This is a genomic window from Magnetospirillum sp. SS-4 (assembly GCF_902729425.1).
In the GTDB taxonomy this organism is placed as follows: domain Bacteria; phylum Pseudomonadota; class Alphaproteobacteria; order Rhodospirillales; family Magnetospirillaceae; genus Phaeospirillum.
The window spans coordinates 294,794-316,283 of the sequence record NZ_CACVCH010000070.1 but is presented as its reverse complement, the minus strand read 5'-3'; the positions used below and the strand labels follow the sequence as shown (position 1 = coordinate 316,283).

The following is a 21,490-nucleotide window of genomic DNA, read 5'->3' as shown; positions in this document are numbered from 1 at the left end:
GGCAATGACGGCGACGCTGGACGTGGCGGCATCATTCCATTAAGAATAATGACAATAATCAAGACATGGGGAGGGATCGGGCCGCGCGGGGATCGCCCCCGCGGGGGCAATGCGTGCAATCGGATGGTGTCGGGACCAATGCGGATGAAGGATCACAGAGCCGACGAAAGTGCCCTGCCGCTGATCGGGATCTATGAAATCAGCAAGATCCTGGGGGGAACCCTCGATCTTGAGAAGGCGCTGCACGAGGTGCTGAACGTCCTGTCCGCCTATCTCAACATGCGCCACGGCGCGGTGGTCCTGAAGGACGAGGCGGGAACGCCGTCCCTGGCGGCGGTCACCGGGATGTCGCTGCAACTGGCCCGTTCCGGCGCCCTCAAATATCCCCTGGCCGCCGCCGGCAAGGTGATCGCCACCGGTATTCCCATGGTGGCCCCCGACATCCGCGACGAGCCGCTGCTGGCCGAGATGATGGCCGACGGCGACGCGCTGGAAGACGAATCCATCTCGTTCCTGTGCGTGCCCGTCAAGACCACCGACAAGCCGTTCGGCGCCCTGTCGGTGGAGCGCGCCTGGACCGGCGCCGCCCGCTATGTGTTCGAGCACGACCTGCGCTTTCTCACCATGGTCGCCACCCTGATCGGCCAGACCGTCAGCCTGCATCAGAAGGTCGCCGACGACCGCGACACCCTGATGACCGACGCCGCCCGCCTGCAAAAACGCATGGAGGATGTCCGCCCCGCCTTGCCCGTCCGCGGGCTCGAGGACGTGGTCGGCAGTTCCGAGGCCATGGCCCGGGTTTTCGCCCATGTCCAGCAGGCGGCGCCGACCAAGGCCACCATCTTGCTGCGCGGCGAAAGCGGCACCGGCAAGGAACTGGTGGCCCGCGCCGTCCATATCCTGTCGTCGCGGGCGCAAAAACCCTTCGTCAAGGTCAACTGCGCCGCCTTGTCGGAAAGCGTGCTGGAATCCGAACTGTTCGGCCACGACAAGGGCGCTTTCACCGGCGCGGTGGCCGAGCGCAAGGGCCGCTTCGAGCTGGCCCATGGCGGCACCTTGTTCCTGGACGAGATCGGCGAGATTTCCGCCGCCTTCCAGGCCAAGCTGCTGCGCGTGTTGCAGGAAGGCGAGTTCGAGCGGGTCGGCGGCTCCAGGACCATCAAGGTCGACGTCCGGCTGGTGGCCGCCACCAACCGCGATCTGGAAAGCGCGGTGGCCGACGGCAGCTTCCGCGCCGACCTCTATTACCGCCTCAACGTGGTGCCCATCGTGCTGCCGCCGCTGCGCGAACGGTCCGGCGACATTCCGTTGCTGGCCATGTACTTCCTGAAGCAGTTCAACGAGGAGAACGGCCGCGACCTCGTCTTCTCGCGCAACGCCCTGGAGGCGCTGCAACGCTGCTATTTCCCCGGCAATGTCCGCGAACTGGAGAACTGCGTCTACCGCACCGCCACCATGACCAGGGGCGAGGTGATCGACGAGATGGACCTGTCGTGCCGCAACGACACCTGTCTGTCATCGACCCTGTGGCACAAGCGCAATCCGCAATCGCCGCCGCCTCCGGCCCGGCCCGCCGCGCCGATTCCGGTTCCCGCCGGTCCGCTGGCGCCGCCGCCCAATGCCGCCGGGGCCGCCGATGCCACCGGGGCTTCGGAACGCGACCAGCTGATCCAGGCCATGGAGCGCTGCGGCTGGGTCCAGGCCAAGGCCGCCCGTCTGTTGGGGCTGACGCCGCGCCAGGTCGGCTACGCCCTGAAAAAGCACAACATAGAACTCCGCCAAATGTAGATTCCGCGACGCGCTGTCGCACTTGCGACAACGGCGGAACCGCAGGGTTCCGCCGTTTATTGCGCTGCGGCAACTGGCATCGCCATTGCAATGCCCTCCTTGTCATCCCTTGACGAGGAGATCGCCGGTGACCAGCAACGTCGTTCCCCTGACCAGCATCGCGCGGTCGCGCCCGGCCCCGGCCGAAGGCGGCGGCTGCTCCTCCAGGTCGTGCGGCTCCTCCGAGGGCCGGGGCGACCTGCCGCCTCACATCTGGGACAAGGTCAAGGACCATCCCTGCTACAGCGAGGAGGCCCACCATTACTTCGCCCGCATGCATGTGGCGGTGGCGCCGGCCTGCAACATCCAGTGCAATTACTGCAACCGGAAATACGATTGCGCCAACGAATCCCGGCCCGGCGTCACCAGCGAGACGCTGACCTCCGAACAGGCGGCCCGCAAGGTGCTGGCGGTGGCCGACCGGGTGCCGCAGCTCAGCGTGCTGGGCATCGCCGGCCCCGGCGATTCCATGTACGACTGGCGACGCACCTTCGAGACCTTCCGGCTGGTGGAAAAGCGCCTGCCCGACCTGAAGTTCTGCGTCTCGACCAACGGCCTCGCCCTGCCCGACCACATCGACGCCCTGGCCGACCACAACATCGACCACGTCACCATCACCATCAACATGACCGATCCCGAGATCGGCGCCGCCATCTATCCGTGGATCTACTTCAACGGCAGGCGCCACACCGGCGTCGAGGCCGCCCGCATCCTGCACGAACGCCAGATGGAGGGGCTGGAGCGCCTGACCGCCAGGGGCATCCTGGTCAAGGTCAACTCGGTGATGATCCCCGGCGTCAACGACCGGCACCTGATCGAGGTGAACGCCGCCATCAAGGCCCGGGGCGCCTTTCTCCACAACGTCATGCCGCTGATCTCGGACGCCGCCCACGGCACCGCCTTCGGCCTTGCCGGCCAGCGCGGCCCCAGGCCGGCCGAGTTGAAGGAGTTGCAGGATCGGCTGGCCGGCGGCGCCAATCTGATGCGCCATTGCCGCCAGTGCCGCGCCGACGCCATCGGCATGCTGGGCGAGGACCTGTCGCAGGACTTCACCCTGGACAAGATCGCCGACGAGCCCGGCTTCGATCCCGAGCCGCGCCGCCTGTACCGGGACGTGGTCGAGCGCGAGCGGGCCGACCGGGGCAAGGCGGTGGCCATCGCCTCGGCCGATCTGGCCCGGGTCCCGGACGCGCCGGCCCGGCTGGTGGCGGTCTGCACCAAGGGCGGCGGCCGCATCAACCAGCATTTCGGCCATGCCGCCGAATTCCAGGTGTTCGAGGTCGATGCCCGGGGGGTCCGCTTCTCCGGCCATCGCAAGGCCGACACGTATTGCCAGGGCGGCTTCGGCGACGACGACAAGCTGGACGTGGTGCTGGCGGCCCTGGAGGGCATCGACGCCGTGTTCGTCGCCAAGATCGGCCGCTGTCCCAAGAACGACCTCAAGGCCGCCGGCATCGAGGCCGTCGACCAATATCCCTTCGACTACATCGAGACCGCCATCGCGGCCTGGTACGCCGAACGCCTCGGCGGCCAGTCCGCCATCGCCTGAGCAGAAGGAGACATGTCATGGCTCTCAAGATCATCGCATCCGAATGCACCACCTGCGGCGCCTGCGAATTCGAATGCCCCAACGCCGCCATCAGCATCAAGAGCGACGTCTACGTCATCAAGGCGTCGGGCTGCACCGAATGCGACGGCGATTCGCCCAAGTGCCAGGCGGTCTGCCCGGTCGAGGGCTGCATCGTCCAGGGGTGACGGGGGCGGGCGGGACGCCCGCGCTCCGAAGGCATGGCGCTTGAGGGAGATCGAGCGCCCGGCGCTTGAGGGAGATGAACAATGACCGACGACCGTTTCGAATTGTGGGACCGTCCCTCGTTCCAGCGCGGCGACGCGGTGGCCTCGCTCAAGGACGTCCGCAATGACGGCACCTTTCCCGGCGCCAGGATGGGCGAGGTCCTGATCCGCAAGGGCGAGACCGGCTATGTCCATTCGGTCGGCACCTATCTCAACCGCTTCTACATCTACGGCATCGAGTTCATCGACAGCGGCCGCCTGGTCGGCATGCGGGTCCACGAACTGGAAGGAAGACCGTCATGAAGGTCATGCTGCGCAAGATCGGCGAAACCTACGAGATCTACGTCCCCAAGAAGGACCTGGAAGAGAAGGTGGTCGAGATGGAGAAGGACACCCCCTGGGGCGGTTGGATCAGGATCGCCAACGGCTGGACCTTCGCCATGCCCGACATGCCGGCCGACACCCGTCTGCCGGTCACGGTGGAGGCCCGCAGGATCGGCGGCGAGGAGGATTGAGATGCTCGATTCCCCCACGTCCCTGCTGGCCGGCATCGGCGCCGAGATCGCCGCCGGCAACCTGATTCCCTTCCTGGGGCCGGACGTGCTGCGCCTGGAGGCCGAGCCGCCGGTGCCGGCCGGCGCCCGCGACCTCGCCCTGCTGCTGGGCGGCAAGGTGGGCGTGCCCGGCCGCATCAGGAACAATCTGTGGCACGCCGCCCAGTATATCGAGACCCACAAGCACCGGGTCACCGTCGACCGGCTGATGGCCGACATCTTCCGGCCGGTGCCGCCGCCCAACGCCCTGCATCGCTGGCTGGCCGGCCTGCCCCGGTTGCCGCTGATCGTCGACGCCTGGTACGACGGCGCCATGCGGGCCGCGCTGATCGACAGCGGCCGCGCCGATTGGGGGCAGGTGCAAGGCGCCTCCAAGGCGCGCCGGCTTGACGGCGGCGTCTGGACCAGGGCGGTCAGCGCCGAAGGCGCCGTCGTTCCCGACAGGGATGCCGCCGGGTGGGAGACGGTGCTCTACAAGCCCCATGGCGCCGCCCAGCCCACCGGCGACGTGCTGGTCTCGGATTCCGATTACGTCGAGGTGCTGACCGACATCGACATCCAGACCCCGATTCCCGAGACGGTCAAGGCGCGCCGCGCCGGGCGCGGCTTCGTCTTCCTGGGCTGCCGCTTCTACGACCAGATCCTGCGCACCTTCGCCCGCCAGATCGCCAGGCGTTCCGGAGGTCCCCGCTTCGCGGTGGTGCCGGACGAGCTGACCCGCAACGAGATCCGTTTTCTGGAGACCGAGGGCATCACGCCCTTGCCCCTGCGGCTGTCCGAGGCGGTCGCCGCCCTGACCGCCGCGCAACGAGAGGAGCCCCCATGGCCAACGTGACCTTCAGCGCCCCCACCCTGGACAAGGACATCACCGTCTATGCGGTGGCCGGCGACAACAAGACTCTGCTGGGCGTCGCCAGGCAGCACGGCATCCCCATTCCCTGCCAGTGCCAGGACGGCGAATGCGGGTCCTGCCTGATCAAGGTGACGGTGCTGGGCGACAACGCCCCCATGGCCATCCACCTGACCGACAAGGAGAAGCTGACCCTGTCGGTCAACGGCAAGCTGACCAAGGCCCAGTTGGACAACACCGAGACCAACGACATGCCGCCGCCCTACCGGCTGGCCTGCCAGTACATCGTGCGCGGCGAGGACATCTTGGTGGAATTCTCGGGCGAACCCGGCGTGGAAATCGACCTGCGGCGGTGAGTGGCGGCCGTCGCGGGGCGGTGAAGGGGCGTCCCGCCGGGGCGCCCATTTTCCCTATTTGTTCCTGTCTGGGCAGGTTAGGGTTGTTTTTTTCGAAACATGCCGCTAGGGTGCCTCTTGATATTGCACTGCAACAATATGGAGGTGAGCCCATATGGCAACCGGGTCAGTCGGGTCCCGAATCATCACAGCCGCCTGTCTTATCGCCGCCATCGGCGCCATCGGCGGACTTTACACCGTGGTTCTCAAGGGGGCGCGCCCACCGGTCCAGGTGGCTGAGCGCACGGCTCCCGAAAGCATCGAGCCCGCTTCCATCGATCATGCCGACGTCAGCAGCGCGTCCCGTCTCGACGAGGCCTTTCGCCGCATGGGCTATTCCCTCGACGCCGTCGGCGACGGTCGGATCGAGGTGCCGCCGCTGTTCCTGACCCAGGTCCCCGCCGACCTGGACGACCTGCCCGACATCGACACCCGCAAGCGGGTCTTTCTCAAGGTGATGCTGCCGCTGGTGCTGGCGGTGGGCGAGGAAATCGCCCACGATCGCGCCCGGTTGCTGGACATCGCCGCCCAAAGGGCCGCGCACAGGCCGCTCGGCGACGACGACCGGATCTGGCTGGACTCGCTGGCGCAGCGCTATGGCGTCGAGGACGGCGATCTGAAAAAGCTGATGTCGCGCGTCGACGTGGTGCCGCCGTCGCTGGCCCTGGCGCAATCGGTCGAGGAATCCGGCTGGGGCACCTCGCGCCTGGTGCGCCGCAGCCGCAACCTGTTCGGCCATACCGTCGAGGTGGCGGGCGGCGAGCCCGGCATGCGCCATTTCGGCACCCTGTACGAGGCGGTGCGCGCCTATGTCCACAATCTCAACACCCACCGGGCCTACGAGGACCTGCGCCGTGCCCGCGCCGTCGCCCGCGCCCGTGGCGCCACCCCCGACGGCCATGCCCTGGCCGCCGCCCTCAGCCGCTATTCCGAGCGGGGCGAGGCCTATGTGGAAACCGTGCGCGCCGTGATGCGTCACAACGATCTCGCCCGGTTCGACGGAGCCCGCCTGGGCCAGCCCCTGCCGCGGCGTCTTGCCTCGGCCGGCTGAGTTTCCCTCTTGCGTCCCCCGGGGCTTTGGTGGCACACCCGGCCGATGATGCGCCACCTCGCCGCCCTGCTGCCGCTTGCGTCGATCCTGCTGTCGCCCGTCCCTGGCCGGGCCGAGGCCGTCAATCCCCGCCAGGAATACCGCGCCTGCCTGCATCTGGCCCGCCAGAAGCCGGAGGACGGGTGGGAGGAGGCGCTGGCCTGGCAATCGCTGGGCGGAGGCGAGCCGGCGCGCCATTGCGCCGCCGTGGCCCTGATCGGACTGGGCAAGCTGGAAGAAGCCGCCCGGCGGCTGGAAGCCCTGGCCCAGGCCAGCCACGGTCCGGAAGGCCTCAGGGCCGACATGCTGGCTCAGGCGGCGCAGTCGTGGCTGATGGCCGGGATGCCCGACAAGGCCCTGGCCGATCTGGAGGCCGGATTGCGGCTGGTGCCGGGTCATCCCGAACTGCTGCTGGACAAGGCGGTGGCCCTGGCCCAGGCCGGGCTTCACCAGGAGGTGGTGGAGGTGCTGACCACCCTGCTGAAGGCCCAGCCCAACCGGGTCGAAGCCATGGTGCTGCGCGGTGCCGCCCATCGCCTTCTCGAAAGGCTGGAACCGGCCAAGGAGGATATCGCCCGCGCGCTGGTGCTGGACCCCGGCCTGCCCGACGCCTTGCTGGAGCGTGGCCTGATCCGCCGCATGGAGGACAATCCGGCCGGCGCCCGCGAGGACTGGATGAAGGCCATCGCCGCCGCTCCCGACAGCCCGGTGGCCGAGACCGCCCGGCGCAATCTCGAACTGATGGACGTCGCCGTCAAATGATCCCCGCCCACCGCGTTCCGCCCGGCAGCCTGGTCACCGCCACCGTGGACGGCCGTGCCGTCCTGTGCCTCAAGGTCGAGCGTCCGGGCCGCGACTACATCAACCACTATCTGGTCGCGCTGACCGCCGGGCGGCGCGACCTCGCCCTGATCTACATCGATCCGGACACACCGCTGGCCGTCGCCGAGGGAGCCGCCATCGACCTGGGAGAGGCGAGCGGCGGCTATCCCGATATCGGCGACGCCTTCGCCACCCCATCGGGGACATTTCTCAAGCTGCGGGACGAGCCCAAGGCCCAGAAGACCTTCGCCTACGTGGATCTCGCCACCGGGCTGGTTCGCCCGCGCATGGAGCGCCAGGCCGGCGGACTGGTCGCCTGGGCCGTCCGCGCCGGCTGACGGGGGCTCGTCATTCCCCCGTCGGCGGGGTGATCCTGATGCTGGTGATCTGGTTGCGCTGGCGCCGGGCGATCTCGAAGCGGAAGCCGTGGAAGCGGAACACCTGCCCCACATCGGGGATCTGGCGGGATTCGTGCAGGACCAGGCCGGCGATGGTGGTGGCCTCCTCGTCCGGCAGCCGCCATTCGAATTCGCGGTTGAGATCGCGGATGGTCACCGAGCCGTCGACGATGAAGCTGCCGTCCGATTGCGGCCTGACCCCGGCCACCGCGTTGTCGTGTTCGTCGGCGATGTCGCCGACGATCTCTTCCAGGATGTCCTCCAGGGTCACCACCCCCATCAGCGAGCCGTATTCGTCCACCACCAGGGCAAAGTGCTCGCGCCGCTGGCGGAAGGCGCGCAACTGCTCCAGCAAGGTGGTGGAATCGGGGATGAACCAGGGCGGCGAGGCCAATTCGGCCACGTTCAGTTCGTCCAGCCCGCCCTCGTGGCCGCGCACGGCGCGCAGCATGTCCTTGACGTGGATGACACCGACGATGTTGTCGGGGTCGTCCTTCCACAGCGGCAGGCGGGTATAGGTGCTGCCCACCACCTGATCGACGATGGCCGAGGTCGGCTGGCCGGCGTCGATGGTGACGGCGTTGCGGCGATGGGTCATGACCTCGCCCACCTCGACGTCGGCCAGTTCGAGGATCGAGCGCAGCATGCGCCGTTCCTCCCGGACTTCCTCCTCGCCGGCGTGGACCTCGATGGCGCCCCTCAGCTCCATCATGGCGGCCTCCGGCGTCACCGAGGCGGCGTAGCTGGCGCCGAACAGGCGGAACACCAGCCGCACCACCACCTCGATGGCGCGGACGAACGGCGTCAGCACCAGCACCACGATGGATACCGGCGCCGCCGCCAGCAGCGCCACCCGGTTGGCGTGGTAGATGGCGTAGGTCTTGGGCAGCACCTCGCCGAACAGCACCAGGACGACGGTCATGGCGGCGGTGGCGTAGACCACGCCGGTATCGCCGAACATGCCGATCAGCACGCTGGTGGCCAGCGACGACGCCAGGATGTTGACCAGGTTGTTGCCCAGCAGCAGCCCGCCCAGCAGGCGGTCGCGGGTGGCCAGCAGCCGGTTGACCAGCCGGGCGCGATGGCTGCCGTCCTGCTCCATCTGGTGCATCACCGCCCGCGACACCGCGGTCAGCGCCGTTTCCGACCCCGAAAAGAATCCCGACAGGATCAGCAGCCCGAAGATGGCGATCAGCGACAGGATGTTCTCGTCCATGATCCTACCTCCCGGCCGCCATTTCCCCGAGCATCGCCGCCAGTTCGGCCTCGGGCACCTCGCGGGTCAGGAAGCTTTGGCCGATTCCCCGGGCCAGCACGAAGGTGACCTTGCCGTCCTTGACCTTCTTGTCGCCCCGCATGTGCTCCAGCAGGCGCGGAACCGGCCATAGCCGGCCCGGCGGCAGCGCCGAGGGCAGCCCGATCGCGTCGAGATGACGCTTCAGCCGTTCGGCGTCCTCGGCCGGGGCCAGCCCCAGTTGGGCCGACAGCCGGAGCGCCATCACCATGCCGATGGCCACCGCCTCGCCGTGCAGGATCTCGTCGGAAAATCCGGTCTCGGCCTCCAGGGCGTGGCCGAAGGTGTGACCCAGATTGAGCAGGGCGCGCACGCCGCCTTCGCGCTCGTCGGCGGCGACGATGCGGGCCTTGGCACGGCAGCTGGTGGCGATGGCGTGCGCCCGCGCCGAGGCGTCGCCGTCGACCAGGGCGGCGCCGTTGGTCTCCAGCCAGTCGAAGAACGGGGCGTCGTCGATGACGCCGTACTTGACCACCTCGGCATAGCCGGCCAGCACCTGGCGGCGGGGTAGGGTGTCGAGGACGCCGGTGTCGGCCAGCACCAGCCGGGGCTGGTGGAACGATCCCACCAGATTCTTGCCGTGGCGGGTGTTGATGCCGGTCTTGCCGCCCACCGAGGAATCCACCTGCGCCAGCAAGGTGGTGGGAATCTGGACGAAATCGACGCCGCGCAGCAAGATGGCGGCGGCAAAGCCGGTCAGGTCGCCGATGACGCCGCCGCCCAGCGCCACCACCATGGCGCCGCGTTCGGCCCTGGCCGCCAGCATGGCGTCCAGCAGGGCTTCGAGATGGGCGAAGTCCTTGGTCTTCTCGCCGGCCGGGACCACGGTGTGCAGGGGCTGGATGCCGGCCGCCGCCATGCTTTTCTCCACCCGCTCCAGATAAAGCGGCGCCACCTGGTCGTCGGTCACCACCAGGGCGCGTTCGCCTTGCATCACCGGGCGGATCAATTCGCCGGCGCGGTCCAGCAGGCCGGGGCCGATGTGGATGTCGTAGCCGCGTTCGCCCAGGTCGAGGGAAACAATGGTCATGTCGTCGGCTCCAGGTAGTCGATCAGGCCCGCCATGACGCGGGCGACGGTGGCCTCGGCCACCTCGTCGGTGGACTCGACGGTGATGTCGGCCTCGGCATAGACGGGATAGCGGGTTTCCATCAGGCGGCCGAGAATCTCGCGCGGGTCGCCTTGCTTCAGCAGCGGCCGGTGGTCGCGGCCGACCGTGCGTTTCAGCAGCAGGTCAAGCTCGGCCCGAATCCATACGGATATGCCGGTTTCCTTGATGCGCCGGCGTGTGGCCGGGTCGATGAAGGCGCCGCCGCCGGTGGCCAGGATCACCGGCGGGCCGTCCAGCAGACGGGCGATGACCTTGCGCTCGCCGTCGCGGAAGCCGGCCTCGCCGAAGCGGGCGAAATAGTCGCTGATGGTGCAGCCGGCGGCGGCTTCGAATTCGACGTCGGCATCGACGAAATCCATGTTCAGCCGGGATGCCAGCCGGCGGCCGACACAGGACTTGCCGGCCCCCATCAGCCCCACCAGCACCACGGTGCGGGCGAGGCGCCCCGACAGCCGGGACGCCAGCAGAGCCAGTTCGTCGGCCATGGCGTCGCTGCTTCTCCCCGACATCGGTTCGTCCACCCCTCCAGGCCGACATTGATCAAGCGCGATGGGGCCGATACACTGCCCCCGCCGCTTGTAGCCGGCCCGGCACGGCCGTGTCCAGTCCGCTCACATTCATCAGGTGCTTCGCAAGGTTTCCTGCCGCCCATGAACAAAATCCTCATCCTCTCGGTCGTCGTGCTGCTGGCCGTCGTTGCCGGCGGCCTGTTTCTTTCCTCGTGGGACCCGCCGCCGCCCTCGGCGAAGGTCGAGAAGGTGCTGCCCAATGACAAGTTCCCTCGCTAGCCGTCTCGCCGCCCTGGCCCTGCCGGCCGTGATGGCGGCGGGGCCGGCCCTGGCGCAGCCCATGCCGCTGACGCCGCAATCGGCGGACCCGCCGGCGGCGGCCGAGACCGCTCCGCCGGTCAAGGTGGTGCCGTCGCCCGTGTTCGACCCGGCGGCGTCGCCGTCCGGAACCGGCGGCCGCTTCGTGATGGAGGAACTGAGGGCTCCCGACATGGATTCGGTCGGGGTGCTCGACGAGAACCAGGGCGGGTTCGGCGTCAATCTGTGGCGGGACAGCCCGGCGGAACTGGTGCGGCGGTTCCTGCCGCAAATTCCGGCGGCCGGCGATTCGCGGGCGATGCGGTCGCTGGCGCGGCGGTTGCTGCTGACCACTGCGCCGCCGCCCGAGGGCAATGCCCGCCAGACGCCGCCACTGCTGGAATTGCGGGCCGAACGGCTGTACGCCATGGGCGAGGTCGACGGTCTGGCCTCGCTGCTGAAGGCGGCTCCCGCCGCCCTGGCGTCCCCCGCCATTTCACGCATCAAGGTCGACACCTTCCTGCTGGCCGGCGACGCCAAGGCCGCCTGCGCCGAGGCGGCCACCCATGGCGTCGGCGACAGCCGGCTTTCCATCTTCTGCCAACTGGTCGGCGGCAAGGTGCTGGAGGCCAATCTGGCGCTGGACGTGATGCGCGAACGCAAGGACGCCGATCACGCCTTCATCGCCGCCGCCGAGGCCATGGGGGGCACCCCGCCGGCCAAGGTCGCCACCCTGGCCAACCCGACGCCCCTGCATCTGGCCGCTTTCGCCGCCGCCAAGCTGCCGTTGCCGGCCGATGCCGCCAACGCCGCCTCGCCGGCGATGCTGCGCACCCTGGCCGGTTCCGCCGGCCTCGCCGCCGACATCCGGCTGGTGGCGGCCGAGCGGGCCGAGGCCATGGGGGTGATGGACACCGATTCGCTGCGCCGGCTGTATGGCGCCGTCACCCTGACCCAGCCCGAACAGCAGGCGGCCCATTCCCAGGGGGACCGCACGCCCCTCGGCCGGGTCCTGATGCTGCGTTCCGTCCAGGCGGAACAGAATCCGGCGGTTCGCGCCGACCTGCTGGGCCGGGTTCTTGCCGCCGGGACCGAGCGCGGCGCCTTTGCCGCCACCGCCCGGCTTTACGCCCCCCTCATCGCCGACCTGAGGCCGAGTCCCGACCTTGCGCCCGTTGCCGGGGCGCTGGCCCGCGCCCTATATGCCGCTGGCCGTCCCGAGACGGCGTTGCCGTGGGTGGCGCTGGCCCGGACCGATCCCGCCACCGCCAAGGCCGCCGACGATCTGTGGCCGCTGGCCCGCCTGTATCGTCCGGCGGTCAGCGGCGCCAGCGGCTCGGCCGGCCAGTACGCCGCTTGGCGGACCGCCCGCGACCTGTCGCCGGAACAGGCGGAGCGCCGCGCCCTGGTGGCGCTGGACCTGTTGCAGGCGGTGGGGGAAAAGGTGCCGCAGACCGAATGGCTGGCGTTGTCGCCGGTTCCGGCGCCCGCCGCCGCCCAGCCCCGTCCGGCGGTCAAGGCCATGCTGCGTTCGGCGGTGGAAGGCCTGCGGCTGGGCGAGACGGTGCTGCTGTCGCTGGTGGCGCTGGGCGAGACCGGGCTGGACAAGGTCGACGCCGACATCCTCAACCGCGTCGTCACCGCCCTGCGCCAGGTGGGGCTGGAGCGCGAGGCCCGCGAACTGGCCATCGAGGCCGCCCTGGGCAACGGCGTGTAAAGGCGAAAAAAATCCCCCGGCGTCGCGCGGCGCCGGGGGATCGTTCCCATCACGGCGTCAGTAGACGTCGTGCTGGGTGTTGTGAAGGTTGAACTTGCCGGTCGGCGTGATCAGGCGGGCGTCCTTGATCACCGACTTCAGCTTGCGGGTCTTGTCGTCGACCACCACGATGGCCGAGACCTTGTCCTTGGCGTTCCACACCGAGAACCACACCTCGTCGCCGGCCTTGTTGTATTCCGGCTGCACCGTGCGGGCGGCGCCGTCGGTGATGCCGGCCCACTTGGCGATGGGCAGGACCTCGGCCGGCTTGCCCAGGTTGCCGATGTCGAACACGGCGATGCTGGAGGCCACGTCGAGATCGGGGTTCAAGGTGGTGTCGACCCACAGGTTCTTCGACTTCGGGTGGGTCTTGAGGAACAGCGAGCCGCCGCCCTGGCCGGTCAGGTCGGCGACCTTGGTCCAGGCCTGCTTGGGATGGCCCTTGGGGTCGGTGCCGATCAGGGCGATGGTCTCGTCGCCGAGATGGCCGGTGGCCCAGACCGGACCGAACTTGGGATGGACGAAGTTGGCGCCGCGGCCGGGGTGGGGGGTGTTGCCCACGTCGACCAGCTTGACCAGCTTGCTTTCTTTGGTGTCGACCACCGCGATCTTGTTGCGGGCGTTGGCGGCCACCAGGAAGTAGCGCTTGGAGGCGTCGAAGCCGCCGTCATGCAGGAAGCGCTCGGCCTCGACGGTGGTGACCCGCAGATTCTTGATGTCGGAGTAGTCGACCATCAGGATCTGACCGGTCTCCTTGACGTTGACCACGAATTCCGGCTTGAAGTGCGAGCCCAGGATCGAGGCGACGCGCGGTTCCGGGTGATATTCCTGCTTGTCCGAGGTCATGCCGCGGGTCGAGACGATCTTGATCGGCTCCAGGGTGTTGCCGTTCATGATCACGAACTGGGGCGGCCAATAGGCGCCGGCGATGGCGTACTTGTCCTCGAAGCCCTTGTACTTGGAGGTCTCGACCGAGCGGGCCTCCATGCCGATCTTGATCTCGGCGACGGTGTCGGGCTTTTCCATCCACAGGTCGATCAGGTTGATCTTGGCGTCGCGCCCGATGACGAACAGATAGCGGCCCGAGGCCGAGGTGCGCGAGATGTGGACGGCGTAGCCGGTCTTGATGATGCTGACGATCTTCTTCGAGGCGCCGTCGATCAGGGCGATCTCGCCGGAATCGCGCAAGGTCACCGAGAACAGGTTGTCGATGTCCAGCTTGTTCATCTTCTTGGTCGGCCGCTTCTCGGGCGGAATGACCATCTTCCAGGTGGAGCGGACCTCCTCCATGCCGAACTCGGGCGGCTGCGGCGGTTCGTTCAGCAGGTACTTGGCCATCAGGTCGACCTCGGCCTCGGTCAGCTGACCCGAGGTGCCCCAGTTGGGCATGCCGGCGGCGGAGCCGTAGGTGATGAAGGCCTTCAGCGCGTCGAAGCCGCGCTCGCGCGTGATGTCGGTGGTCAGGGGCTTGCCGGTGGCGCCCTTGCGCAGCACGCCGTGGCAGCCGGCGCAACGCTCGAAATAGATCTGCTTGGCCTTGTCGAACTCGGCGGCGGTCAGCGCCGGCCCGGGCTGGGCGCCGGGCTGCTGCATGGGCGCGCCCTTCAGGACGTCGCCGCTGGTTTCGTACTTGGCGCCGGCGCCGTGGGCCGGCGTGTCTGCGGCCACAGCCGAGCCGGTCCAGGCGGCCGCCAGGGCCGCCAGAATTGCTGTCGATACCTTCATGAGAACTCCCATAGCAAAGAACTCGCCGGTGTGTCCGGCCTACGGGCGGAAACCATATTCGCAGCATGGGTATGATTGCAAGTAATCATCATAGTATTGACTTTGATCAAAATGACATTTGTCAATAAATGCATGGCGAAAGACTGCATATGAATTTATTTTATTATTGTTCCATTTTGATAATGATCAAGATCGCATGACAAAAAAGCCACGCTCCGGCACCCGAAGCGTGGCTTGAAACGGGGTTTTCCCGTTATGGTCGCCGAATTACCCCTTGGCGGCGGCGATGGCGGCGTCGTAGTCGGGTTCCTGGGCGATTTCGGGAACCAACTGGGTGTAGGCGATTTTTCCGGCCTTGATCACAATCACGGCGCGGGCCAGCAGGCCGGCCAGCGGGCCGTCGACGATCTTGACGCCGTAGCGTTCGCCGAAACCCTTGTCGCGCAGGTCCGACACCGACTTGACCCGCTCCAGTCCCTCGGCGCCGCAGAAGCGCGAATGGGCGAAGGGCAGATCGGCCGAGGCGCACAGCACCGCCACGTTGCCCAGCTTGTCCAGTTCGGCGTTGAAGCGGCGCACCGAGGCGGCGCAGACCGGGGTGTCGATGCTGGGGAAGACGTTCAGCACGACGGTCTTGCCGGCGAAGGCGTCCAGGCCGACATCGGCGAGGTCGACGCCGGTCAGGGTGAAGGCCGGGGCGGTGGAGCCGACCGCCGGCAGGTCGCCGTTGGTGTTGATGGGATTTCCCTTGAGCGTGATCCTGGCCATCGTCCTACCTCTGTCGATTGCGGGTTCGTGAAGATTGGGACTCTGCCCCAAGCGGCGGCCCCAGGCAACCAGTTGTTTTCAACGATTCCAGAAATAAGCCGGCAGCGGGCATCTCTATTCCGCCGCGGCCGGGCCGCGTTCCGGCGGCAGCTGCCACGCCGCCAGGGCCACCAGGGCGGCGGCGGCGGCCAGCAGCATGAACAGCGCCTCGAATCCGCCGGTGGCGGCCCGCATCACCGACACCAGCGGCACGCCCAGGCCGGATATGCCGAACGACAGCACGAATTTGAGGCCGAAGGCGGTGCCGCGCCACTTGGCCGGGGCGTAGCGCGACAGCAGGATGTTCTCGGCCGGAATGGCCGCCATGTTGAAGCTGACCGCCAGGATGGCCACCACCACCAGCCCCAGGCCGCTGGCGTGGGCCAGCGCCAGAAGCAGCGGCACCTGGATCAGGGCGACGGCGATGTAGACCCGCCGGGGCGACAGCCGGTCGGCGAGATGGCCGGCGAGAATCTGGGTCAGACCGGCCAGCAGGTAGACCAGGGTGACGCCGCCCGCCGCCATCCACAGCCCGGTGTCGCCCATGCGTTCGGCGAACATCTTTGGCAGGGCCGGCTGGGTGGCCTGATAGATCAGGCCGGCGCACAGCATGGTCGCCGACAGCACCAATCCGGCCCGGACGGCATCGCCCTTGCTGGCCGCCGGCTCGGGTTTGCGGTCGATTCGGGTTTCCACCACCCCCCCCCGCAGCACCATGGCGACGAACAGCAGGCCGGTGGCGAACACCACCGCCCCCGGCACCACGAAAGCGGCGCGCCAGCCCGAGGCGGCGATCAGGCCGCCGGCCACCAATCCGGCCAGGGCCGGCCCGATGCCGCCGAACACGCCGTTGAGGCCGATGGCCTTGCCCTTGTCCTCGGCGTTGCGGACCAGCCAGGCGATGCCCACCGGATGATAGATCGACCCGAACAGCCCCATCAGGGTCAGGGCGGCGGTCAGCGACCACGGCCCCTGGGCCAGCCCGACCCCCATGGCCGCCGCCCCCAGCCCCAGGAAGTAGACGGCCATCATCCCGACCGTGCTCCAGCGGTCGCCCAGCCAGCCGGCCAGCGGCGCCAGCAGGCCGTAGAGCAGCTTGCCGGCGACGATCAGGGTCAGCACCTCTTCGTAGGACAGGCCCAGTTCCCCCGGCAGCACCAGGGCGGCGATGAAGAAGATCGGCTCGAAGATGTGGGCGTAGGCGTGGCCGGCGCAGGAAAAGGCCAGCGAGGCCTGGGCGGAGCGGCGCGGGATCATCGTTATTGCAACGGGGTTTCCAGGAATTCCTGCACCGCCCGGTACAACTGGTGGCGGTTGGACTCCAGCAGGGCGGCGTGGGTGGTTCCGCCCACCATGACATAGCGCTTGAAGATGTTGTGGCTAAGGGTGTTGAACACCTGCATGCCCATGGCGGGGGGGGCCTCGGCGTCCCATTCGCCCTGGATCACCAAGGTGGGAACCGTCACCCGCGCCGGGTTCCAGCGCGGCTTGCCCGAGGCCCAGTAGCGCATGGTGTCCAGCACGACGCCGTTGGGGGCGCGCACCGTGCCGCCCGCCGCCGGTTGGGGGTCGCTGGCCAGGGTGGCGGCCATCCAGGCGTCGAAGGCCGGCTTGGACAGAACCGAGGCGCGCCGGTCCTCCGGCACCGCCTTCAGCCAGACGTCGCGGGCGTTGCGGGGATCGACACTGCGCCATGCCGGGACGCGGGCCATCTCCTCCTCGGTGGGGGGCACCACTTCCCGCAGCCATTGCGGCGCGTACAGCACCAGACGCTCGACCCGGCCCGACTGGCTGGTGGCGAAGCTGCCGGCCAGGGTGGCGCCCCACGACCAGCCCACCAGAACCAGCTTCTGCGAGTTGCGCCGCGACAAGATGAAATCGACGGCGGCGGAGACGTCCTGAAGCGCCTGTTCGGTGTCCACCACCGGCGGATTGGCCTCGGGCGCCTCCGCCATGGCCTTGGGCCGGGTCGACTTGCCGTAGCCCCGGATGTCGAGGGAATAGACGTCGTAGCCCTTGGCGGCCAGCCAGTCCATCCAGCTGCGCCCCTCGAAGCCGTGATCGAACGACGAATGGGCCGGATAGGAGGCGCCGTGCAGGAACAGGACGGTCTTGTCCGACTTGATGTCGTAGAGCGCCTCGGGGTGCTTGTTGCGGAGGTAAAGCTTCACATCGCCGGGGGACGAGATCATGAACTCCTCGGTCACGATGGCCGCTCCGGCCGGACCGGCCAGTCCGACCGCCACCACCGCCACCCACAGCGCCGTCAATCCCCTGCGCAGGAAAGTCCTTCCCATGCCCGTCATTCCCATTCCATGGCTCCCGGTGGCTGGTGGTCGGCGCCCGGGGAGATCGCCGCCGGTTGCCGTGTCCGCGTCTTCCAAAGCCGTGAAAGAGGCGGACGGCGGCGGCGTTCCGCCCTGGGGGTGTCTTCGGTCGGGCACAGAGTAGCGTCTTCGCCGATGCGCGGCAACGCCGACGGCCGACCGTCCGGAGCGGACGGACAATGGCGCCGACGCCTGAAAATGCCGGTGCGCGGCCATTGCCTCCCGCCCGCCGTCCCCCCATAATCCAGTCCTCGTTTTCCCGGTCTTCGTATCCTGGTGGAACCCGTCGATGAAACTGCTGATCAATGGTGAGGAGCGGAGCTTTTCCGCCTCCATGAGCGTCGAGGCCCTGCTGGGCCAATTGGGCATCGATTCCCGCAAGGTCGCGGTCGAGCGCAATCTGGAGATCGTGCCGAAATCCGCCTATGCCGAAATGGCGGTCGCCGACGGCGACCGGCTGGAGATCGTCGCCTTCATCGGCGGCGGCTCGGACGATGCCGCCGACGGCTTCACCGTCGCCGGGAAGACCTTCACCTCGCGGCTGCTGGTGGGCACCGGCAAGTACAAGGATTTCGAGGAGACGGCGCGGGCCATCGAGGCCTCGGGCGCCGAGATCGTCACGGTGGCGGTGCGCCGGGTCAACCTGTCGGACCCGTCCAAGCCCATGCTGGTGGACTATGTCAGCCCCAGGAAATACACCTTCCTGCCCAACACCGCCGGCTGCTACACCGCCGAGGATTCGGTCCGCACGCTGCGGCTGGCGCGGGAAGCCGGCGGCTGGAACCTGGTCAAGCTGGAGGTGCTGGGCGACCAGACCACGCTGTACCCCAACATGCCCGAGACCCTGAAGGCGGCCGAAGCCCTGATCAAGGACGGGTTCGAGGTCATGGTCTACTGCTCGGACGATCCCATCCAGGCCAGGATGCTGGAAGACATGGGCTGCGTCGCCATCATGCCGCTGGGCTCGCTGATCGGCTCCGGCCTCGGCATCCTCAACCCCACCACCATCCGCATCATCAAGGACAGCGTGAAGGTGCCGGTGCTGGTCGACGCCGGCGTCGGCTCGGCCTCGGACGCGGCGGTGGCCATGGAACTGGGCTGCGACGGCGTCTTGATGAACACCGCCATCGCCCATGCCCGGGACCCCGTCCGCATGGCGCGGGCCATGAAGCTGGCCATCGAGGCCGGGCGGCTGTCCTATCTGGCCGGCCGCATGCCGAGGAAGAGCTACGCCGACCCGTCGTCTCCGACCTCGGGCCTGATTTAGATCTAACCCATCAGGGCGGCGGCGGCGGCGCGGGCGTGGTCGGTGATGGTCTCGCCCGACAGCATGCGGGCGATTTCCTCGCGGACGGCCTCGCCCGTCAGCGGCTCGACCCCGGTGAAGACGGCGCCGCCCTGCTCGCGCTTGGCGACGCGGTAATGGTGGTGGCCTCGGGCCGCCACCTGGGGGGAATGGGTCACCACCAGCACCTGGACGTCCTCGGCCAGGCGGCCGAGGCGTTCGCCCACCGCCGCCGCCACGGCGCCGCCGATGCCGGAATCCACCTCGTCGAACACGATGGTCGGCGTCGCCGAGATGCGGGCCAGCACCACCTTCAGCGCCAGCATGAAACGCGACAATTCGCCGCCCGAGGCGATCTTGCCCAGCGGTCCGGGGGGGCTGCCGGGATTGGTGGCGACCTCGAAGCCGACCGTATCGAGGCCGTGGCCTCCCCAGGCGGCTTCATCCTGCGGCGACACCCGTGTCTGGAAGCGGGCCTTTTCCAGCTTGAGCGGCGGCAGTTCCGCCGCCACCGCCTTGTCCAATCCCTCGGCGGCGCGCAGCCGCGCCTTGGACAGGGCGCGGGCCTGTTCCACATAGGCGGCGCGGGCCGTCTGTTCCTCGCGGGCGAGGCGGGCGAGATCGCCGCCGCCGCCTTCCAGCTCGGCCAGCTGGCGGCCCAGGCGGTCCTTCAGCGGGGCGAGGCCGTCGACGGAACAGCCATGCTTGCGCGCGGCCGAGCGCAGGGCGAACAGCCGTTCCTCGACCTTTTCCAGGTGGCGGGGGTCGAGATCGATCCCGGCCGAGGCGCGTTCCAGCAGGCCGGAGGCCTCGGCGGCCTCGACGGCGGCGCGGTCCAGGGCGGCGATGACGCCGTCCAGCCGGCCTTCGGCCTTTTCCGCCACCCGTTCCAGGGCGCGCTGGGCGGCGCGCAAGGACGCTTCCACTTCGCCCCGGCCGCTCAGCGCCGCCTGCGCCGCGTTCATGGCCTCCAGCAATTTCTCGCCATGCATCATGACGGCGCGCTTCTCGGCCAGTTCCGCCTCCTCGCCGGGGCGGGGGGCCAGTTCGGCCAGATCCTCGAAGGTCTGGCGCAGGCTGTCCTCCTCGGCGCGGGCCTTGGCGAACGAGGCTTCCGCCTCGGCGCGGGCGGCGGCGGCGGCGCGCCAGCCGGCCCAGGCGACGGCGACGGCCTGACGGGCGGAGGTCAGGCCGCCGAAGGCGTCCAGAACCCCAAGATGGGTCGAGGCGTCCAGCAGGCCATGGCTTTCGAACTGACCGTGAATTTCCACCAGTTCATCGCCGATGCGGCGCAGCAGGCCGATGCTGACCGGCTGGTCGTTGACATAGGCCCGCGACCGGCCGTCGGCGGTCAGCACCCGGCGCAGCACCAGCGGCGCGTCGCCGGCCGCCATGTCCTGCTCGGCCAGCAGGACGCGGGCGGGATGACCGGCGGGGGGATCGAACTCGGCGGTGACCGAGGCCTGGGAGGCGCCATGGCGCACCAGCCCGGATTCGGCGCGGGCGCCCAGCGCCAGGCCGAGGGAGTCCAGCAAGATGGACTTGCCGGCTCCGGTCTCGCCGGTGAAGGCCGACAGGCCCGGAGCGAAGGCGAGGTCGAGGCGCTCGATCAGGACGACGTCGCGGATCGAAAGCGAGACCAGCATCTACCAGAACTTGGCCCAGTTAAACCAGCCGCCGCTGGTCTTGGCGGGATCGTCGGACTTGGCCGCCTCGGCCTTGTCCTTCGGCTTGCCGTCGGACCAGAATTTCAGGCGGTCGGTCCAGCTCTTGTCCTTGGCGCCGGACGGATCGGTCTCGCCATGCTCGACCACGGAATAGGTGTCGTCGTACCATTCGCTGCCCGGATAATTGTGCCCCAGAACGGCGGCGGCGCGCTGGGCGTCGCCATCCAGGCCGAGCAGGGTGTAGATCTCCACCATGCGGTGCAGCGCCTCGGGGACGTGGGTGGTGGTCTGGTAGCTTTCCACCACCACCTTGAAGCGGTTCAGCGCCGCCAGATAGTGCTTGACCTTCATGTAATAGCGCCCGACCGCCATTTCCTTGCCGGCCATGTGGTCGCGGGCGAGGTCCAGCTTGAGGCGGGCGTCGCGGGCATAGGTGCTGTTGGGGAAGCGGTCCAGCACCTCCTGCAACGTCTTCATGGCCAGCTCGGTCAGTGCCTGGTCGCGATGGACGTCGGTGATCTGCTCGTAATAGCAGAGCCCCTTGAGGTAATAGGCGTAGGCGACGTCGCGATTGCCGGGATGCAGCTGGATGAAGCGGTCCAGCGCGATGATGGCGTCGTCGTACTTGTTGCGTTCGTACAGGGCGTAGGCGCCCATCAGCTGGGCCTTGGTGGCCCAGGCGGAATAGGGGTGCTGCCGGTCCACCTCGTCGAATGCCTGGGCCGCCTTGTAGTATTCGTTGGAATCCATCAGGTCCATGGCGGCGTTGTACAGTTCCTCCACCGGACGCTCGACGTATTCATCCTTCTTGCTGGAACAGGCGCCGACAAGCAGAAGAGCCACCAGCGCGAACGCCTTGGCATGGCTGGACAGGGAAGCGAGGGTCATGAAGACTCGTGCGATAAGGAGCTGATCCCGGAAGTCCGGAACTATAGCACGGGATCGGCCGAGGGGAAGAGCGAAGCGGGCGGACGTCTGGGTG

At 68.4% G+C, this 21,490-nt stretch carries 22 protein-coding genes; 13 read left to right on the top strand and 9 right to left on the bottom strand.

Annotated elements, in window-relative coordinates; all coding sequences use genetic code 11:
• Positions 1 to 144: 144 nt before the first annotated feature.
• From nifA to MTBSS4_RS13550, 10 genes are all read left to right on the top strand, one after another.
• Positions 145 to 1,788, top strand: coding sequence for a nif-specific transcriptional activator NifA (gene nifA, locus MTBSS4_RS13595; RefSeq protein WP_173983938.1), 1,644 nt, complete (start codon positions 145 to 147; stop codon positions 1,786 to 1,788).
• Between the two features lie 127 nt (positions 1,789 to 1,915).
• Positions 1,916 to 3,376, top strand: a complete 1,461-nt coding sequence (nifB, locus tag MTBSS4_RS13590) for a nitrogenase cofactor biosynthesis protein NifB (RefSeq protein ID WP_173983937.1) — start codon at positions 1,916 to 1,918, stop codon at positions 3,374 to 3,376.
• A 17-nt stretch (positions 3,377 to 3,393) separates the two neighbouring features.
• The gene (locus MTBSS4_RS13585; RefSeq protein ID WP_173983936.1) at positions 3,394 to 3,582 is read left to right on the top strand and encodes a 4Fe-4S dicluster domain-containing protein; all 189 of its coding nucleotides are present in this window, start codon (positions 3,394 to 3,396) and stop codon (positions 3,580 to 3,582) included.
• A gap of 81 nt (positions 3,583 to 3,663) precedes the next feature.
• A complete protein-coding gene (locus MTBSS4_RS13580; RefSeq protein ID WP_173983935.1) occupies positions 3,664 to 3,924 on the top strand; it encodes a nitrogen fixation protein NifZ in 261 nt (86 codons plus the stop codon).
• Complete coding sequence (gene nifT, locus MTBSS4_RS13575; protein WP_173983934.1) at positions 3,921 to 4,136, top strand: putative nitrogen fixation protein NifT; 216 nt, start codon at positions 3,921 to 3,923, stop codon at positions 4,134 to 4,136. The genes MTBSS4_RS13580 and nifT overlap by 4 nt, the downstream gene beginning before the upstream one ends.
• 1 nt (position 4,137) lies before the next feature.
• Positions 4,138 to 5,010 (top strand): SIR2 family protein, encoded by an 873-nt coding sequence (locus tag MTBSS4_RS13570; RefSeq protein WP_173983933.1) that lies wholly within the window; start codon positions 4,138 to 4,140, stop codon positions 5,008 to 5,010.
• Entirely contained in the window at positions 4,998 to 5,381 is a 384-nt protein-coding gene (locus MTBSS4_RS13565) for a 2Fe-2S iron-sulfur cluster-binding protein (RefSeq protein WP_173983932.1), read from the top strand. The genes MTBSS4_RS13570 and MTBSS4_RS13565 overlap by 13 nt, the downstream gene beginning before the upstream one ends.
• Before the next feature lie 154 nt (positions 5,382 to 5,535).
• Positions 5,536 to 6,471 carry a glucosaminidase domain-containing protein gene (locus MTBSS4_RS13560; RefSeq protein ID WP_173983931.1) on the top strand — a complete coding sequence of 312 codons (936 nt, stop codon included), beginning with the start codon at positions 5,536 to 5,538 and terminating at the stop codon, positions 6,469 to 6,471.
• 45 nt (positions 6,472 to 6,516) lie between these two features.
• A complete protein-coding gene (locus tag MTBSS4_RS13555) occupies positions 6,517 to 7,272 on the top strand; it encodes a tetratricopeptide repeat protein (protein ID WP_173983930.1) in 756 nt (251 codons plus the stop codon).
• Positions 7,269 to 7,670: a hypothetical protein gene (locus MTBSS4_RS13550; RefSeq protein WP_173983929.1), complete on the top strand. Its 402-nt coding sequence runs from the start codon at positions 7,269 to 7,271 to the stop codon at positions 7,668 to 7,670. Before MTBSS4_RS13555 ends, MTBSS4_RS13550 begins: the two co-directional genes overlap by 4 nt.
• Before the next feature lie 10 nt (positions 7,671 to 7,680).
• On the opposite strand, the gene MTBSS4_RS13545 is transcribed toward MTBSS4_RS13550, so the two are convergent.
• Genes MTBSS4_RS13545 through MTBSS4_RS13535 form a run of 3 tightly spaced genes read right to left on the bottom strand, consistent with a single transcriptional unit; the run spans position 7,681 to position 10,620 of the window.
• Positions 7,681 to 8,946, bottom strand: coding sequence for an HlyC/CorC family transporter (locus MTBSS4_RS13545; RefSeq protein ID WP_173983928.1), 1,266 nt, complete (start codon positions 8,944 to 8,946; stop codon positions 7,681 to 7,683).
• Between the two features lie 4 nt (positions 8,947 to 8,950).
• The gene (aroB, locus tag MTBSS4_RS13540; protein ID WP_173983927.1) at positions 8,951 to 10,054 is read right to left on the bottom strand and encodes a 3-dehydroquinate synthase; all 1,104 of its coding nucleotides are present in this window, start codon (positions 10,052 to 10,054) and stop codon (positions 8,951 to 8,953) included.
• Positions 10,051 to 10,620: a shikimate kinase gene (locus MTBSS4_RS13535; RefSeq protein WP_173983957.1), complete on the bottom strand. Its 570-nt coding sequence runs from the start codon at positions 10,618 to 10,620 to the stop codon at positions 10,051 to 10,053. The genes aroB and MTBSS4_RS13535 overlap by 4 nt, the downstream gene beginning before the upstream one ends.
• Positions 10,621 to 10,785: 165 nt before the next feature.
• On the opposite strand from MTBSS4_RS13535, the gene MTBSS4_RS13530 reads away from it, so the two are divergent.
• Both MTBSS4_RS13530 and MTBSS4_RS13525 read left to right on the top strand, forming a co-directional pair.
• On the top strand, positions 10,786 to 10,923 hold the full coding sequence (locus tag MTBSS4_RS13530) for a hypothetical protein (protein ID WP_173983926.1): 138 nt from the start codon (positions 10,786 to 10,788) through the stop codon (positions 10,921 to 10,923).
• Entirely contained in the window at positions 10,904 to 12,658 is a 1,755-nt protein-coding gene (locus tag MTBSS4_RS13525; protein WP_173983925.1) for an antifreeze protein, read from the top strand. Before MTBSS4_RS13530 ends, MTBSS4_RS13525 begins: the two co-directional genes overlap by 20 nt.
• Before the next feature lie 57 nt (positions 12,659 to 12,715).
• Here MTBSS4_RS13525 and MTBSS4_RS13520 read toward each other — a convergent pair whose 3' ends face one another.
• The 4 genes from MTBSS4_RS13520 to MTBSS4_RS13505 all read right to left on the bottom strand — a co-directional run bounded on the left by MTBSS4_RS13520 (position 12,716) and on the right by MTBSS4_RS13505 (position 17,526).
• Positions 12,716 to 14,422, bottom strand: a complete 1,707-nt coding sequence (locus tag MTBSS4_RS13520; protein ID WP_173983924.1) for a nitrite reductase — start codon at positions 14,420 to 14,422, stop codon at positions 12,716 to 12,718.
• Positions 14,423 to 14,689: 267 nt separating this feature from the next.
• Entirely contained in the window at positions 14,690 to 15,190 is a 501-nt protein-coding gene (gene tpx, locus MTBSS4_RS13515; RefSeq protein WP_173983923.1) for a thiol peroxidase, read from the bottom strand.
• A gap of 114 nt (positions 15,191 to 15,304) precedes the next feature.
• On the bottom strand, positions 15,305 to 16,486 hold the full coding sequence (locus tag MTBSS4_RS13510; RefSeq protein WP_173983922.1) for an MFS transporter: 1,182 nt from the start codon (positions 16,484 to 16,486) through the stop codon (positions 15,305 to 15,307).
• A gap of 2 nt (positions 16,487 to 16,488) precedes the next feature.
• Positions 16,489 to 17,526, bottom strand: a complete 1,038-nt coding sequence (locus MTBSS4_RS13505; RefSeq protein WP_254432539.1) for an alpha/beta hydrolase — start codon at positions 17,524 to 17,526, stop codon at positions 16,489 to 16,491.
• A 319-nt stretch (positions 17,527 to 17,845) separates the two neighbouring features.
• On the opposite strand from MTBSS4_RS13505, the gene thiS reads away from it, so the two are divergent.
• Positions 17,846 to 18,823, top strand: a complete 978-nt coding sequence (gene thiS / locus MTBSS4_RS13500) for a sulfur carrier protein ThiS (protein WP_173983921.1) — start codon at positions 17,846 to 17,848, stop codon at positions 18,821 to 18,823.
• 2 nt (positions 18,824 to 18,825) lie between these two features.
• Here thiS and recN read toward each other — a convergent pair whose 3' ends face one another.
• Entirely contained in the window at positions 18,826 to 20,487 is a 1,662-nt protein-coding gene (gene recN, locus MTBSS4_RS13495; RefSeq protein WP_173983920.1) for a DNA repair protein RecN, read from the bottom strand.
• Entirely contained in the window at positions 20,488 to 21,396 is a 909-nt protein-coding gene (locus MTBSS4_RS13490; RefSeq protein ID WP_173983919.1) for an outer membrane protein assembly factor BamD, read from the bottom strand.
• Positions 21,397 to 21,490 lie beyond the last annotated feature (94 nt).

Excerpts from the sequence above, each read along its gene's own strand:
- nifA (WP_173983938.1), top strand. The coding sequence starts at position 145 with ATGAAGGATCACAGAGCCGACGAAAGTGCCCTGCCGCTGATCGGGATC.
- MTBSS4_RS13585 (WP_173983936.1), top strand. The coding sequence starts at position 3,394 with ATGGCTCTCAAGATCATCGCATCCGAATGCACCACCTGCGGCGCCTGC.
- MTBSS4_RS13580 (WP_173983935.1), top strand. The coding sequence starts at position 3,664 with ATGACCGACGACCGTTTCGAATTGTGGGACCGTCCCTCGTTCCAGCGC.
- nifT (WP_173983934.1), top strand. The coding sequence starts at position 3,921 with ATGAAGGTCATGCTGCGCAAGATCGGCGAAACCTACGAGATCTACGTC.
- MTBSS4_RS13570 (WP_173983933.1), top strand. The coding sequence starts at position 4,138 with ATGCTCGATTCCCCCACGTCCCTGCTGGCCGGCATCGGCGCCGAGATC.
- MTBSS4_RS13565 (WP_173983932.1), top strand. The coding sequence starts at position 4,998 with ATGGCCAACGTGACCTTCAGCGCCCCCACCCTGGACAAGGACATCACC.
- MTBSS4_RS13560 (WP_173983931.1), top strand. The coding sequence starts at position 5,536 with ATGGCAACCGGGTCAGTCGGGTCCCGAATCATCACAGCCGCCTGTCTT.
- MTBSS4_RS13555 (WP_173983930.1), top strand. The coding sequence starts at position 6,517 with ATGATGCGCCACCTCGCCGCCCTGCTGCCGCTTGCGTCGATCCTGCTG.
- MTBSS4_RS13550 (WP_173983929.1), top strand. The coding sequence starts at position 7,269 with ATGATCCCCGCCCACCGCGTTCCGCCCGGCAGCCTGGTCACCGCCACC.
- MTBSS4_RS13545 (WP_173983928.1), bottom strand. The coding sequence starts at position 8,946 with ATGGACGAGAACATCCTGTCGCTGATCGCCATCTTCGGGCTGCTGATC.
- aroB (WP_173983927.1), bottom strand. The coding sequence starts at position 10,054 with ATGACCATTGTTTCCCTCGACCTGGGCGAACGCGGCTACGACATCCAC.
- MTBSS4_RS13535 (WP_173983957.1), bottom strand. The coding sequence starts at position 10,620 with ATGGCCGACGAACTGGCTCTGCTGGCGTCCCGGCTGTCGGGGCGCCTC.
- MTBSS4_RS13530 (WP_173983926.1), top strand. The coding sequence starts at position 10,786 with ATGAACAAAATCCTCATCCTCTCGGTCGTCGTGCTGCTGGCCGTCGTT.
- MTBSS4_RS13525 (WP_173983925.1), top strand. The coding sequence starts at position 10,904 with ATGACAAGTTCCCTCGCTAGCCGTCTCGCCGCCCTGGCCCTGCCGGCC.
- MTBSS4_RS13520 (WP_173983924.1), bottom strand. The coding sequence starts at position 14,422 with ATGAAGGTATCGACAGCAATTCTGGCGGCCCTGGCGGCCGCCTGGACC.
- tpx (WP_173983923.1), bottom strand. The coding sequence starts at position 15,190 with ATGGCCAGGATCACGCTCAAGGGAAATCCCATCAACACCAACGGCGAC.
- MTBSS4_RS13510 (WP_173983922.1), bottom strand. The coding sequence starts at position 16,486 with ATGATCCCGCGCCGCTCCGCCCAGGCCTCGCTGGCCTTTTCCTGCGCC.
- MTBSS4_RS13505 (WP_254432539.1), bottom strand. The coding sequence starts at position 17,526 with ATGGGAAGGACTTTCCTGCGCAGGGGATTGACGGCGCTGTGGGTGGCG.
- thiS (WP_173983921.1), top strand. The coding sequence starts at position 17,846 with ATGAAACTGCTGATCAATGGTGAGGAGCGGAGCTTTTCCGCCTCCATG.
- recN (WP_173983920.1), bottom strand. The coding sequence starts at position 20,487 with ATGCTGGTCTCGCTTTCGATCCGCGACGTCGTCCTGATCGAGCGCCTC.
- MTBSS4_RS13490 (WP_173983919.1), bottom strand. The coding sequence starts at position 21,396 with ATGACCCTCGCTTCCCTGTCCAGCCATGCCAAGGCGTTCGCGCTGGTG.